The organism is Escherichia sp. E4702 (assembly GCF_963883545.1).
GTDB lineage: Bacteria > Pseudomonadota > Gammaproteobacteria > Enterobacterales > Enterobacteriaceae > Escherichia.
Genome location: NZ_CAWORF010000027.1, coordinates 21,444 through 36,573 on the forward strand (window position 1 = coordinate 21,444; position 15,130 = coordinate 36,573).

12 protein-coding genes are annotated in these 15,130 nt (G+C 50.7%); 2 read left to right on the forward strand and 10 right to left on the reverse strand.

Translation table 11 applies throughout. The features are described from left to right. From skp to rpsB, 10 genes are all read right to left on the reverse strand, one after another. On the reverse strand, nucleotides 1–486 hold the full coding sequence (skp, locus tag AACU94_RS17050; protein ID WP_000758958.1) for a molecular chaperone Skp: 486 nt from the start codon (nucleotides 484–486) through the stop codon (nucleotides 1–3). A gap of 121 nt (nucleotides 487–607) precedes the next feature. Further along, entirely contained in the window at nucleotides 608–3,040 is a 2,433-nt protein-coding gene (bamA, locus tag AACU94_RS17055; RefSeq protein ID WP_130205028.1) for an outer membrane protein assembly factor BamA, read from the reverse strand. A 29-nt stretch (nucleotides 3,041–3,069) separates the two neighbouring features. Next, on the reverse strand, nucleotides 3,070–4,422 hold the full coding sequence (gene rseP, locus AACU94_RS17060) for a sigma E protease regulator RseP (RefSeq protein ID WP_135489863.1): 1,353 nt from the start codon (nucleotides 4,420–4,422) through the stop codon (nucleotides 3,070–3,072). 11 nt (nucleotides 4,423–4,433) lie between these two features. Then, nucleotides 4,434–5,291, reverse strand: coding sequence for a phosphatidate cytidylyltransferase (cdsA, locus tag AACU94_RS17065; protein WP_130205024.1), 858 nt, complete (start codon nucleotides 5,289–5,291; stop codon nucleotides 4,434–4,436). Nucleotides 5,292–5,303: 12 nt separating this feature from the next. Continuing rightward, nucleotides 5,304–6,062, reverse strand: a complete 759-nt coding sequence (ispU, locus tag AACU94_RS17070; RefSeq protein ID WP_112014149.1) for a (2E,6E)-farnesyl-diphosphate-specific ditrans,polycis-undecaprenyl-diphosphate synthase — start codon at nucleotides 6,060–6,062, stop codon at nucleotides 5,304–5,306. Between the two features lie 188 nt (nucleotides 6,063–6,250). Continuing rightward, a complete protein-coding gene (ispC, locus tag AACU94_RS17075; RefSeq protein ID WP_135489865.1) occupies nucleotides 6,251–7,447 on the reverse strand; it encodes a 1-deoxy-D-xylulose-5-phosphate reductoisomerase in 1,197 nt (398 codons plus the stop codon). Nucleotides 7,448–7,539: 92 nt separating this feature from the next. Further along, nucleotides 7,540–8,097, reverse strand: coding sequence for a ribosome recycling factor (gene frr / locus AACU94_RS17080; RefSeq protein WP_000622419.1), 558 nt, complete (start codon nucleotides 8,095–8,097; stop codon nucleotides 7,540–7,542). A 291-nt stretch (nucleotides 8,098–8,388) separates the two neighbouring features. Then, entirely contained in the window at nucleotides 8,389–9,114 is a 726-nt protein-coding gene (gene pyrH, locus AACU94_RS17085; RefSeq protein ID WP_000224573.1) for a UMP kinase, read from the reverse strand. Nucleotides 9,115–9,260: 146 nt separating this feature from the next. Then, nucleotides 9,261–10,112, reverse strand: coding sequence for a translation elongation factor Ts (tsf, locus tag AACU94_RS17090; RefSeq protein ID WP_000818112.1), 852 nt, complete (start codon nucleotides 10,110–10,112; stop codon nucleotides 9,261–9,263). Nucleotides 10,113–10,370: 258 nt separating this feature from the next. Continuing rightward, nucleotides 10,371–11,096 (reverse strand): 30S ribosomal protein S2, encoded by a 726-nt coding sequence (gene rpsB / locus AACU94_RS17095; protein WP_000246884.1) that lies wholly within the window; start codon nucleotides 11,094–11,096, stop codon nucleotides 10,371–10,373. Between the two features lie 367 nt (nucleotides 11,097–11,463). Between rpsB and map the strand changes: the two genes are divergently transcribed. Further along, nucleotides 11,464–12,258, forward strand: a complete 795-nt coding sequence (gene map, locus AACU94_RS17100; RefSeq protein WP_001018190.1) for a type I methionyl aminopeptidase — start codon at nucleotides 11,464–11,466, stop codon at nucleotides 12,256–12,258. A 179-nt stretch (nucleotides 12,259–12,437) separates the two neighbouring features. After that, the gene (glnD, locus tag AACU94_RS17105) at nucleotides 12,438–15,110 is read left to right on the forward strand and encodes a bifunctional uridylyltransferase/uridylyl-removing protein GlnD (RefSeq protein ID WP_135489867.1); all 2,673 of its coding nucleotides are present in this window, start codon (nucleotides 12,438–12,440) and stop codon (nucleotides 15,108–15,110) included. Nucleotides 15,111–15,130 lie beyond the last annotated feature (20 nt).

Genomic DNA, 15,130 nt, shown 5'->3' on the forward strand with positions numbered 1-15,130 from the left:
TTATTTAACCTGTTTCAGTACGTCAGCAGTGATGTCTTTTACATCGCTGCTGTTGTAAGCAACGGCGTTTGCGTCAACAACCAGATCGATGCTCTGGCTGCTGGCAACGGATTTCACAGCAGTCTGGATACGAGTAACCAGTTTACCGCGTTCTTCGTTGGAACGACGTGCACGATCCTGCTCAAAAGCCTGCGCTTTCTGAGCAAAAGTCTGGCGCTGAGCCATCACGTCTTTTTCCAGCTTAGTGCGATCGCTGCCGGCTTTCATGGACTGCAGCTTTTTCATTTTAGCTTGCAGATCAGTTTCCATACGCTGCAGTTCGCTGGCACGGCCTTTGAACTCATTTTCCAGCGTGTTAGAAACACCGGTTTTCTGTGCTACCTGCTGAAACAGGCTGCCCATATTGACGATTGCAATTTTGTCAGCCGCCTGAGCAGAAGTTGCCAGTGCTAAACCGAGACCTGCCGCTAATAACCACTTTTTCACAATAAACTCCTTACCATCCCATTTGCACCGGAAGGTGCAGTTCTTTGCGTGGCCCGGCGATCTTATCGAGATCGCCTAAAGTCATCGCTACACTACCACTACATTCCTTTGTGGAGAACACTTACCAGGTTTTACCAATGTTAAACTGGAACTGTTCAGCCTTGTCTCCATCGTACTTTTTGAACGGCTGGGCGTAGGAGAACACCAACGGCCCCAATGGGGACATCCATTGTAATGCGATACCCGCAGACATACGGATATTGCTTGGATCACTATAGTCCGGATATCCAGAGTACTGACTTGAATCCCAGTTAGTATCCCAAACGGTACCCATATCCCAGAAGAAGGAGGTACGGACCGAGTTGGCATACTTGTCGCTAATGAACGGCGTCGGAGTGATGAGTTCCAGGCTGGCAACCGCCATAGCGTTCCCCCCGATTGCATCATCCGATTTACACAGGTCGGTTGCACCGTCCTGAGTTGCACATTCATAATCGTAGTCCGGATTATAATCACTGGCCTGATGCGGGAAGTAAACCGCTTTCGGACCGATGGTATTGGACTGGAAGCCACGCACGGTGCTGGAACCACCTGCATAGAAGTTTTCATAGAACGGCATTTCTTTGCCGCCTAAACCATCACCGTAGCCCCAACGAGTACGACCCAGAACAACCCATTTGTGATCGTCGTCGATCGGCACATAGGTCGCCGTGTCTAACGTCACTTTATAGTATTCGTTATCCGATCCCGGAATGGTCACTTTACCGGTCAGGTTGACACGGGAACCATCCGTCGGGAAGTAACCACGGTCGAGCTTGTTATAGGTCCAACCATAGTTAAACGTGAAATCGTCCGTTTTGAAGCTGTTATCCTGATCAGAGGTGTTTGGATGCTCACCCATAGAGTAGAGATAACGCCACATCGCAACCTGCGGCTGCATGTTGGACAGGGAGTTATGGACATAACCCAAACCCGCACGTAGCGAGTTATATTCGTTGATCGGGAAGCCCAACGTCACGTCTGTACCATAACTCTTGTTGGTATAGTCGGACAGGTCAGCGTCATCTGCCTGGAAGTCATTATAGAAGACACGACCGCCAAGGCTTACACCATCTACAGTGAAGTACGGGTTGGTTACCGACAATTCAGCATAGGTCTGGTAATCGTTTTTGGTCCCGTTGATACCAACAGCATAACCGGTACCTAACCAGTTATCCTGCTGCACGCCAGCCTGGAAGCTCACACCACTTTCAGTACCGTAACCGATACCAAAGTTGAAGCTACCGGTGTTGCGCTCTTTTACCTTGTAGACCACGTCAACCTGGTCCGGGCTACCCGGAACACGTTGGGTATCGGTATCAACCGTTTCAAAGAAGCCCAGACGATTCAGACGTTCTTTACCCTGATCGACCAGATCGCTGCCTAACCAGGCACCTTCCATCTGGCGCATTTCGCGGCGCAGGACGGCATCTTTCGAGGTGTCGTTACCTTCAAAACGGATCTTACGTACGTAGAAACGGTTACCCGCATCAACGTTCACACGTAATTTAACGGTTTTGTCGGCGTCGTTGATTTCAGGCATCGACTGCACGCGCGGATAGGCATAACCGTAGCGACCGAGAAGTTTTTTAATGTCATCTTCCATTTTGGTCACTTTGGTGCCGTTATACAGCTCACCCGGCTCGATCTTAGTCAACTGTTCGATTTCCGCAGAGTGCCCGGCAAGGTTACCGCTCACTTCAACGCCAGAGAGTTTGTACTGATCGCCTTCGGTGATGTTTACCGTGACGTAGATACCTTTTTTATCTGGAGTCAGACTGACCTGGGTAGAGTCGATGTTGAAACGGGCATAACCGCGATCCAGATAGTAGCTGCGCAGGGTTTCAAGGTCGCCCGCCAGTTTCTGTTTCTGGTATTTACGATCGCCTACCACGTTCCACCACGGCACTTCGTCACGCAGTTGGAAATGAGAGATCAGTTCGTCGGTGGTGAAAGCATGGTTACCAACAATGTTGATTTGCTGGATTTCAGCTGACACACCTTCCTGGAACACCAGTTTTAGGTCAACACGGTTACGCGGCAGTGGGGTCACGACAGCTTTTACGCTGGCGCTGTATTTACCGACGCTGTAGTAGAAGTCTTCCAGACCTTTCTCGATATCGGCAATGGTGGTGCGATCGAGGGATTCCCCCACTCGCACGCCAGAAGCCTCGAGGTTTTGCTTCAGCATGTCATCTTTCACCGATTTGTTACCGGAGAAAGTGATGCTGGCAATCGTCGGACGTTCTTTTACCTGAACCAGAAGGGTATCACCATCACGAAGGACGCGAACATCCTCAAAGTTGCCGGTAGCAAACAGAGCGCGAATGGTATTACTGATATCTTCATCATTAACCGTGTCGCCTGTGCGCACCGGCATACTGAGGAGGGCCGCACCAACGGCGACACGCTGAAGGCCTTCGAAATGAATGTCTTTCACTACGAACCCTTCAGCACCGTATACGGTGGCGCTGCTAAACAGCAGCGACGCTATGAGCAACTTTTTCATCGCCATCGTTATTATGCGTTCTTCCTAACTAACTCTCATAACCGAGAGAAATCATTGAAAAGTGCAAGCCCCATTAACAGCACCAGCAAAATCGAGCCAATGCGATAACAAAAGTCTTGAACCCGCTCGGATACCGGTCCGCCCTTGATCTTTTCGATCGCAAGGAACAGCAGATGCCCCCCGTCAAGTACGGGCAACGGAAACAGGTTAATTATCCCTAAGTTCACGCTAATAAGCGCAAGGAACGGCAGGTAATAAACAACCCCGAGTTCCGCTGTCATCCCAGCCCCCTTGGCGATAGAGATCGGCCCACTGAGGTTGTTCAGTTTCACATCACCGGTGATCAATTTTCCCAGCATACTGACCGTCAGCTTCATCAATTGCCACGTTTTGTCCGTGGCTTCAACGATGGCGTTGAACGGTCCATACTGGCGTACAACTTTATACTCATCTGGCAAAGGAATGACTTTCGGCTCAATGCCGGCAAAACCAATCGCTTTACCCTTACCCGGTTTGCTCTCCGGGATTAATGTCAAAGACAAGGGACTCCCCTGCCTTTCGATATCTAACGCTAACGGTTTATCCGGGTTATCCCGGACAAGCATCACAAACGTCAGCCATTGCGTTAATGGCTGACCATCGACTTTAACGATCCTGTCGCCTGCTTGCAAACCCGCCTTACTTGCCGCTGAGTTTGGTGACACATTTTCCAGTACAGGTTCAATTTGCGGACCACGAGGGCGAATCCCCAAAGAAGATACCGGATCTTCCTTATCAGGCTCAAACGCCCAGTTTCGCAAATCAAGCTTTACATCTCGTCGTTGATCGCTGCCAAAAGGTGCCACCGTAAGGGTGGTGCTTTCGTCGCCGATTTTGTCAACCAGTTGTAGGCGCACGGAATCCCAATCAGGCGTTTCGATACCATCTACAGCTTTTAGTTCCGTGCCAGGTACAATTTGTGCTTGTGCGGCAATCGAGTTGGCTGATATTTCACCAATAACCGGGCGAACGCCGGGAACACCAATGATAAAAACCAGCCAGTAAGCAAAGATAGCAAAAATGAAGTTTGCAACCGGACCTGCGGCGATTATCGCTGCTCGCTGGCCAACAGTTTTATTGTTGAAGGCATGGTGGCGAAGTTCCGGAACAACCGGTTCTGCGCGCTCATCCAGCATTTTGACATAACCGCCCAGGGGGATCAGGGCGATGACATATTCGGTGCCGAGTTTGTCAGTGCGGCGCCAGAGCGCCTTACCAAAACCTATCGAGAAACGCTCAACGCGAACACCACAGCGCCGGGCAACCCAGAAATGACCAAATTCATGCACGGTGATAAGCACACCCAGTGCAACGATGAACGAAGCCAAATCCCAGAGAAAACTCAGCATAATACCTTCCGTTAAAGCGTCCTGAATACCAGCAACAACAGGCAAGCAAAGACCGGCACCGCAGCCGTCAGGCTATCAATACGATCTAAAATACCACCGTGTCCTGGAATTAAATGACCGCTGTCCTTAATTCCTGCTTCGCGCTTAAACATGCTCTCAGTTAAGTCGCCGAGCACAGAGGCTAGAGCTGCGACAATAGAGCAAATGAGTAAGGTGACGGGGGCGACGTCGAGATTCGCCCACATACCGTAACCCCATGAGATTACTGCTGCGGTCGCGAGTCCGCCAATAAAACCTTGCCAGGTTTTACCCGGAGAAACCTTCGGCGCCAGCTTATGTTTGCCAAATAATTTGCCAAACATATATGCCCCTGAGTCAGCTCCCCAGACCAGGATCATGACATAGAGCAGCCATATCGCGCCACTGTAATGATTCTCGTCATAGTGCCACGCACGTAACGTCAGCATGCCCCAAAAGAAAGGCACAATGGTTAATACACCGAAAATAATGCGTAACGTTTTAGAGTTTCGCCAGATTGCCGCCGAACCGGGGTAAAATAGCACCAATAATAACGCAACACCCCACCAACCAAGCGAAGCCCAAAGTGAGACTTCAACCAGTGGTTGATGAATATTCCGATGATATTCCGGCAATAGAAAAAGCATCAGCGCCAGCAATAAACCGCACAGCACCGCCAGCCATACCCGCTGCGAGCGAGTGGTAAAACCGCTAAGCTGTCCCCATTCCCACGCCGCCAGCATACAAACTACCAGCGTAACAATGGCGAACCCCACCGGCGGCAACAAAAACAGCGCCGCGATGACTACGGGTATTAAAACAAAAGCAGATATCAGGCGATACTTCAGCAAAAGCGACCCCCATCAGGCTGTTTCATCACCGGGCTCGGTGCCGCCGAAACGACGCTCACGATTAGCAAAGGCATTTAACGCCCCTTCAAAGTCTTGTTCATCGAAATCGGGCCAAAGAACATCTGTAAAGTAAAGTTCGGCATAGGCAATTTGCCAAAGCAAAAAGTTACTAATGCGATGCTCCCCCCCAGTCCTAATTACTAAATCTACAGGGGCCAGTTCATGCATACAGACATGCTGGTTAAGCATCTCTTCATCTATCTGATCCGGTTGCAGGTTTCCTTGCTGCACCTTTTCAGCCAGTTGCCTGACTCCCTGGGCAATATCCCAACGTCCACCGTAGTTCGCCGCAATATTCAGCGTCAGACCGGTATTTCCGGCTGTTAACGCTTCAGATTTACGAATACGTTCTTGCAAACGCGAGTTAAAACGACTGGTATCGCCAATAATACGCAGACGCACGTTATGTCGGTGCAGACTTTTTACTTCGCTATCGAGCGCCCACACAAACAGTTCCATTAACGCACTGACTTCCTGCGCTGGTCGGTTCCAGTTTTCACTACTAAAGGCATACAGCGTTAACGCCTCAATACCGTTGTTGGCCGCAAAAGAGACAGCCCGGCGGACGGATTTTGCCCCGGCTTTATGCCCAAAGGCACGAATCTTCCCTTGCTTTTTTGCCCAGCGACCATTGCCGTCCATAATGATCGCAACATGACGACAGCCATGCGCTGGCAATTTTTCGCTAAGTGGTTGAGTAGCAGACAACATCACGCGTTTTTTATTCCCTGACAGGGTTTACGGTACTCAGGAATACTGAAGCCTATACAAAAAAAAGCCGTGTAAAACCACGGCATACCTGACCTTATAAAGCCAACTACTTACGATCAGATGGCGCAGACTATATCACTGAAGCCCTACGCTAACAAATAGCGCGACTCTCTGTAGCCGGATTATCCTCAGCTTGCGAGACGCATCACCTCTTTTCTGGCGACTTCACGCGCGTTCGCATCAACAGATAACACATCGTCCACACATTGTGGTTCGCGCATATCCATTTTTTCCAGTACGGATAAATTCAACGCAGCGATATCCGTAAAGCGGATTTGTTGCGCAAGAAAAGCAGCAACGGTGATTTCGTTTGCGGCATTCAATGCGGTCGTCGCTGCCTGACCTTGTTCGAACGCCTCCATCGCCAGTTTCAGGCATGGATAACGATCATAATCCGGTGCGGCAAATGTCAACGCACTTAGTTTGCAAAAATCGAGCGGCTTCACGCCAGAGTTCACGCGATTCGGCCATGCCATGGTGTGGGCAATTGGCGTACGCATATCCGGCTCCCCCAGCTGCGCCAGAACGCTGCCGTCCTGATAGCGCACCATTGAGTGAATCACTGACTGCGGGTGAATCAGCACTTCCATCTGGCTGGCGCTGGCGTTAAACAGCCAACGCGCTTCAATGTATTCCAGACCTTTGTTCATCATGGTAGCCGAATCGACAGAAATTTTACGTCCCATCGACCAGTTCGGATGACGGCATGCTTGATCGGGCGTCATTGCTGCCAAATCACGCAAGGGCGTCTCACGGAACGGACCACCAGACCCGGTAAGTAAAATGGACACCACGCCATTTTGCTCAAGGTCAGCGTATCCCAGATTATGCTGGATAGGTTGCGGTAAACTCTGAAAAATGGCGTTGTGTTCGCTATCGACCGGTAATAACTGTGCTTTACTCTGCTTTACTGCGTCCATAAACAGACGTCCGCAGGTGACCAGTGATTCTTTGTTTGCCAGCAAGATGGTTTTACCGGCGCGGATCGCTGCAAGGGTAGGTAACAGGCCAGCAGCGCCCACAATCGCCGCCATCACCTGATCAACATCTTCAAGCGCCGCCATATCGCAGGCAGCTTGTTGCCCGCTTAAGACTTCGGTGCGGCTACCCTGTTGCTGTAGCATCGTTTTAAGAAGTTTCGCACTCGCTTCATCGTCCATAACGGCATAGCGGGGAGAGAACTCCAGGCACTGTTCTACCATGCGAGTGACATTTTTGCCTGCCACCAGCGCAACTACGCGGAAGTGTTCGGGATTATGGCGCACCACGTCCAGCGTGCTGCAACCAATCGAGCCGGTCGAGCCCAGAATGGTGAGTTGCTTCATGAAACATCCAGAGTTGAGACAGAATAAAAAGCAAAACGCCGCCAGCCGATCCGCAAGGATCTACTGAGCGGCGTTTTTTGTCGTTCAAGAAATCAGAACTGCATCAGTTCTGCTTCTTTGTCTGCCAGCGCCGCTTCAATTTTCTTGATTGCAGCATCAGTCAGTTTCTGTACATCGTCCTGAGAACGGCGATCGTCGTCTTCGCTGATCTCTTTTTCTTTCAACAGTGCTTTCACTTTGTCGTTCGCATCACGACGCACGTTACGTACTGCAACTCGCGCCTGTTCAGCTTCGCCACGAACGATTTTGGTCAGATCTTTACGACGCTCTTCCGTCAGCGGCGGCAGCGGAACACGAATGTCGCTACCCGCAGAGTTCGGGTTCAGGCCGAGATCGGACGCCATAATCGCTTTTTCAACGGCCGGAGACATTGAACGGTCAAACACGTTGATTTTCAGAGTACGGGAATCTTCTACCGTTACGCTTGCCAGCTGACGCAGCGGCGTTGGCGTGCCGTAATATTCCACGACAATGCCATCCAGCAGGCTGGGAGAAGCACGACCCGTGCGTATTTTGCTGATTTGGGTTTTGAACGCTTCAACGCATTTGTCCATGCGTACTTCAGCATCTTTTCTGATATCGCTAATCACGTTACGAATCCTTGAAAACTTGTCTCAGTCAGACCAGACAGTCACACACAGTGGAAGTGTGCTAAGTATAGCCCTGATTAAACATATTACGGGTAATTGTCTGGATTATTAGGCTATTTTATTTGCCATTTTGGCCCCGGGCAGTGCTCGCCATCCTCACGTACTTATGTACGCTCCGGTTGCTGCGAGCTGGCCGTGACCAGACTGCCTGCAACAATAACGCCTTATAATCAGACTTACGCCCCCGCGATACTTATGCGGAATCTTACCCTTATTTATCCATCACGGGAATTATTCCGTGATTAATGTTCCTTCTTTTTCACCCATTACCACACGGCGCAGTGCACCCGGTTTGTTCATGTTGAAAACACGAATCGGTAATTTGTGGTCACGAGCCAGCGTAAAGGCCGCCAGGTCCATGACTTTCAGCTCTTTTTCCAGCACTTCGCTGTAAGTCAGCTGCTCATACATAGTTGCAGTTGGATCTTTCGCTGGATCAGCGGTAAACACACCATCAACTTTGGTCGCTTTCAGCACCACATCGGCTTCAATTTCGATACCACGCAGGCAAGCTGCGGAGTCAGTGGTGAAGAATGGATTACCCGTACCGGCGGAGAGGATCACCACACGGTTGTTACGCAACAGGCTGATTGCTTCTGCCCAGCTGTAACTGTCGCACACGCCATTCAACGGAATAGCGGACATCAGACGAGCGTTCACATAGGCGCGGTGCAGTGCATCACGCATTGCCAGACCGTTCATTACGGTAGCCAGCATCCCCATGTGGTCGCCCACAACGCGGTTCATACCCGCTTTCGCCAGACCAGCGCCACGGAACAGGTTACCCCCACCAATCACCACACCAACCTGAATACCCAGTTCAACCAGCTCTTTGATTTCCTGAGCCATGCGATCCAGTATGCTTGCATCAATACCGAAGCCTTCCGTGCCCTGCAGAGCTTCGCCACTCAACTTAAGCAGAATGCGTTTATAGACGGGTTTTGCATTGGTAGCCATGTTTCTTTCCTGAGACTGTCAACGATTGAAATGAATTAATACTAGCGACATTGTACGTCGCTTTTCAGCGCAGCCCCATAAGGGTTAGCTGAATTTACAAGATGGGCGCAAAAAGAAGCCGCCCTCAGGCGGCTCCTTTTCGATAATTAAGACTGCTTGGACATCGCAGCAACTTCTGCTGCAAAGTCAGTCTCAACTTTCTCGATGCCTTCACCTACTTCGAAGCGGATGAAGCCAGTCACTTCAGCGTTATGCTCTTTCAGCAGCTGACCAACAGTTTTTGCCGGTTCCATAACGAACGGCTGACCGGTCAGAGAAACTTCGCCGGTGAATTTCTTCATGCGGCCTTCAACCATTTTCTCTGCGATTTCTTTCGGCTTACCAGACTGCATCGCGATGTCCAGCTGTACCTGGTATTCTTTCTCTACCACTTCAGCGGATACATCTTCTGGTTTGATGAATTCTGGTTTGCTTGCAGCAACGTGCATAGCGATGTGTTTAACCAGCTCTTCGTCAGCGCCTTTAGCAGCAACCAGAACGCCAATACGCGCACCGTGCTGATAAGAACCCAGAACATCGCCTTCCAGCGCAGCAACGCGGCGAATGTTGATGTTTTCACCAATTTTCGCTACCAGCGCAACACGTTCTTCTTCGAACTGTGCTTTCAGAACTTCAACGTCAGTGATTTTGCCAGCTACAGCTGCGTCCAGAACTTTGTCTGCGAACGCCTGGAAACCAGCGTCTTTCGCTACGAAGTCAGTCTGGCAGTTAACTTCCAGAATGATGCCGTAGTTGCCGTCGATTTTGGTTTTGATCACGCCGTCAGCAGCAACGTTGCCTGCTTTTTTCGCTGCTTTAATAGCACCGGACTTACGCATGTTTTCGATTGCCAGCTCGATGTCGCCGTTAGCTTCAGTCAGTGCTTTTTTGCAATCCATCATGCCTGCGCCAGTACGCTCACGCAGCTCTTTTACCAGGGATGCGGTAATTTCAGCCATTCTAAAATCCTCGGAGATGTGATCTGCCCGGCGTTAAACCGCACAGATATAAAAGTGAAAAAGGGGGCCATATGCAGGCCCCCTAACCAAACGTGTACTACCTGGTCTATAAGGGCTCTCCCCCCTTCATATTTCGCGCCGCAGATGCGTTGTCTTCGCTCGATCATCCCGGTCACTTACTGATGTAAGCTCCCGGGAATTCTCGAGCTTGCCGCCTTTCTGCAACTCGAACTATTTTGGGGGAGTTATCAAGCCTTATTACTCAGCTTCTACGAAGCTTTCTTCCGCCTGGGAAGCCAGATCCTGAGAACGGCCTTCACGTACGGTTGCAGCAACAGCGCCCAGGTACAGGGTCACAGCACGGATTGCGTCGTCGTTACCCGGGATAACGAAGTCAACACCGTCCGGATCAGAGTTGGTATCAACGATAGCAAATACCGGAATACCCAGGTTGTTTGCTTCTTTGATAGCAATGTGTTCGTGGTCAGCATCGATTACAAACAGAGCGTCCGGCAGACCGCCCATGTCTTTGATACCGCCCAGGCTGTTTTCCAGTTTCTCCAGCTCACGAGTGCGCATCAGCGCTTCTTTCTTGGTCAGCTTTTCGAAAGTACCGTCCTGAGACTGAGTTTCCAGGTCTTTCAGACGTTTGATGGACTGACGAACGGTTTTCCAGTTAGTCAGCATACCGCCCAGCCAGCGATGGTTCACGAAGAACTGGTCGCAGCTCAGAGCAGCGTCTTTCACCGCTTCGCTTGCAGCGCGTTTAGTACCAACGAAAAGGATTTTACCTTTGCGAGAAGCAATCTTGTTCAGTTCAGCCAGAGCTTCGTTGAACATCGGTACAGTTTTCTCAAGGTTGATGATGTGAACTTTGTTACGCGCACCGAAGATGAACGGCTTCATTTTCGGGTTCCAGTAACGGGTCTGGTGACCGAAGTGAACACCAGCCTTGAGCATGTCGCGCATGGAAACAGTTGCCATGATTAAAACCTCTATATAAAAGTTGGGGTTATGCCTCCACGTATCCCATATTACCGACCCCAAAGGGCACCCCGGAATATGTGCCGATACGTGTGTGTTGTTACACAAAGTGAGATTGTCGCTTCCGTCCAGTCTGTGTATACGAAATGGATCGGAAGTCCGGCGCGCTTTATACCACAAATACGTCGCGGACACCAATAATTGTTGGCGCTGTGTACAGCACCAGACGATGAATTTTCTATTATAGAAAACGTTCAGTGGCACGTTTGGCGAAATTCAGAATGATTCTCAATTTGCCCGGGTGTGATACCATTGACAGCACTTACATATATATTGTCGGTATCACCGACGCTGATGGACAGAATTAATGGCTATCTCAATCAAGACCCCTGAAGATATCGAAAAAATGCGCGTCGCTGGCCGCCTGGCTGCCGAAGTGCTGGAGATGATCGAACCCTATGTTAAACCGGGCGTCAGCACCGGTGAGCTGGATCGCATCTGTAATGATTACATTGTTAATGAACAACACGCGGTTTCTGCCTGCCTCGGCTATCATGGTTATCCGAAATCTGTTTGCATCTCTATTAATGAAGTGGTGTGCCACGGTATTCCGGACGATGCCAAGCTGCTGAAAGATGGCGACATCGTTAACATCGATGTCACCGTTATTAAGGATGGTTTCCACGGCGATACCTCGAAAATGTTTATCGTCGGTAAGCCGACCATCATGGGCGAACGCCTGTGCCGCATCACACAAGAGAGCCTGTATCTGGCGCTGCGTATGGTGAAACCAGGCATCAATCTGCGCGAAATCGGTGCTGCGATTCAGAAATTTGTCGAAGCAGAAGGCTTCTCTGTCGTTCGTGAATATTGCGGGCACGGTATTGGTCGCGGCTTCCATGAAGAACCGCAGGTGCTGCACTATGACTCCCCTGAAACCAACGTCGTGCTGAAACCAGGGATGACATTTACTATCGAGCCAATGGTCAACGCGGGTAAAAAAGAGATCCGCACCATGAAAGATGGCTGGACGGTAAAAACCAAAGATCGCAGCTTGTCTGCACAATACGAGCATACTATTGTGGTGACTGATAACGGCTGCGAAATTCTGACGTTACGCAAGGATGACACCATCCCGGCGATAATCTCGCACGACGAATAAGAGGAAGACAAACGCAAAAATGCCTGATGCATCCTACCTTCTCCATTTGCAAGGAGTTGTAGGCTGGATAAGGCGTTCACGCCGCATCCGGCATGAACAAAGCGCACTTTGTCAACAATCTGAAGCCGGCGAATGCCGGCTTTTTTAATGTGATAATGTAATCTTATGGGTGGCGCACGATGAATACCCTTCCAGAACAGTACGCAAATACCGCTCTCCCCACCCTGCCCGGTCAACCGCAAAATCCATGCGCCTGGCCCCGTGATGAATTAACTGTCTGTGGGATAAAAGCCCATATTGATACCTTCCAGCGTTGGCTAGGTGATGCCTTTGATAGTGGGATTTCCGCTGAACAATTGATTGAAGCTCGCACCGAGTTTATCGACCAGCTCATGCAACGGTTATGGATTGAAGCAGGATTCAGCCAGATCGCCGATCTGGCGCTGGTTGCCGTCGGTGGTTATGGTCGTGGCGAGCTGCATCCGCTTTCAGACGTCGATTTACTGATCTTAAGCCGTAAAAAACTTCCGGACGATCAGGCGCAAAAAGTGGGCGAGCTGTTAACGCTGCTCTGGGATGTGAAGCTGGAAGTCGGTCATAGCGTGCGCACGCTTGAAGAGTGCATACTGGAAGGATTATCAGATTTAACCGTCGCCACCAACCTGATCGAATCCCGCTTGTTAATTGGCGATGTAGCGCTATTTCTCGAACTGCAAAAGCATATTTTCAGCGAAGGATTCTGGCCGTCCGATAAGTTTTGCGCGGCGAAAGTTGAAGAACAAAACCAGCGCCACCAGCGTTATCACGGCACCAGCTACAATCTTGAACCAGACATCAAAAGCAGCCCCGGCGGCTTGCGCGATATCCACACTCTGCAATGGGTGGCCCGCCGCCATTTTGGCGCAACATCACTCGATGAAATGGTCGGATTTGGCTTCTTAACGTCTGCGGAACGTGCAGAGCTAAATGAGTGTTTGCATATTCTCTGGCGAATTCGCTTCGCCCTGCATTTGGTGGTCAACCGTTACGATAATCGCCTGTTATTTGATCGCCAGCTTAGCGTTGCCCAGCGTCTGAATTACGGTGGTGAAGGTAACGAGCCAGTCGAACAGATGATGAAGGATTATTTTCGCGTTACGCGCCGCGTTAGCGAACTTAACCATATGCTATTGCAACTGTTCGACGAGGCTATCCTCGCCCTTCCCGCCGACGAAAAACCACGTCCAATAGACGATGAATTTCAGCTACGCGGCACGCTTATCGATCTGCGCGATGAAACGCTGTTTATGCGCCAACCAGAAGCGATATTACGCATGTTCTATACCATGGTGCGCAACAGTGCGATCACCGGCATTTACTCCACCACACTGCGCCAGTTACGTCATGCCCGTCGCCATCTGCAACAACCGCTGTGCAATATTCCTGAAGCGCGAAAGCTATTTTTGAGCATTCTGCGTCACCCTGGTTCGGTGCGTCGTGGACTGTTACCGATGCATCGCCATAGCGTGCTCGGTGCCTATATGCCGCAATGGTCGCATATCGTCGGGCAGATGCAGTTTGACCTGTTCCACGCCTACACGGTGGATGAACATACTATTCGCGTGATGTTGAAACTGGAGAGTTTTGCCAGTGAAGAAACGCGCCAGCGCCATCCGTTGTGTGTGGATGTCTGGCCGCGATTGCCGTCACCTGAGCTTATCTTTATCGCCGCACTGTTTCACGATATCGCCAAAGGGCGTGGCGGCGACCACTCTATACTCGGCGCACAAGACGTATTGCATTTTGCCGAACTCCACGGGCTGAACTCGCGCGAAACGCAACTGGTAGCCTGGCTGGTTCGCCAGCACTTGCTGATGTCGGTCACCGCCCAACGCCGCGATATTCAGGATCCGGAAGTCATCAAACAGTTTGCCGAAGAAGTGCAAACGGAAACCCGGCTGCGCTATCTGGTATGCCTGACAGTGGCCGATATTTGCGCCACCAACGAAACACTATGGAATAGCTGGAAGCAAAGCCTGCTGCGCGAACTCTATTTCGCCACCGAAAAACAGCTACGACGCGGGATGCAAAACACGCCGGATATGCGCGAACGGGTTCGCCATCACCAGCTTCAGGCGCTGGCGCTGCTGCGCATGGACAATATCGACGAAGAGGCGCTGCACCAGATTTGGTCGCGCTGTCGCGCTAACTATTTTGTCCGCCATAGCCCAAATCAACTGGCCTGGCATGCGCGCCATTTATTACAGCATGATTTAAGCAAACCGCTGGTATTGCTTAGCCCGCAGGCTACGCGTGGAGGCACCGAGATTTTTATCTGGAGCCCGGACCGCCCCTATCTGTTTGCCGCCGTCTGTGCCGAATTAGACCGCCGCAATTTAAGTGTTCACGACGCACAAATTTTCACTACCCGCGACGGAATGGCAATGGATACCTTCATCGTGCTGGAACCAGATGGCAGCCCGCTGTCCGCAGATCGCCATGAAGTCATTCGTTTTGGACTTGAGCAGGTGCTGACGCAAAGTAGCTGGCAGCCACCACAGCCGCGTCGTCAACCGGCCAAACTACGTCACTTTACTGTTGAAACCGAAGTGACGTTTTTGCCTACCCATACCGACCGAAAATCATTCCTTGAGCTTATCGCTCTCGACCAACCTGGTCTGCTGGCCCGAGTTGGGAAAATTTTTGCCGATCTGGGAATTTCGCTTCATGGCGCCCGAATTACAACCATTGGCGAGCGAGTAGAAGATTTATTCATAATCGCTACCGCTGATCGGCGCGCACTTAATAACGAGTTGCAGCAGGAAGTGCATCAGCGGTTGACAGAGGCCCTCAATCCAAACGATAAAGGGTGATGTGTTTACTGATATGAAAA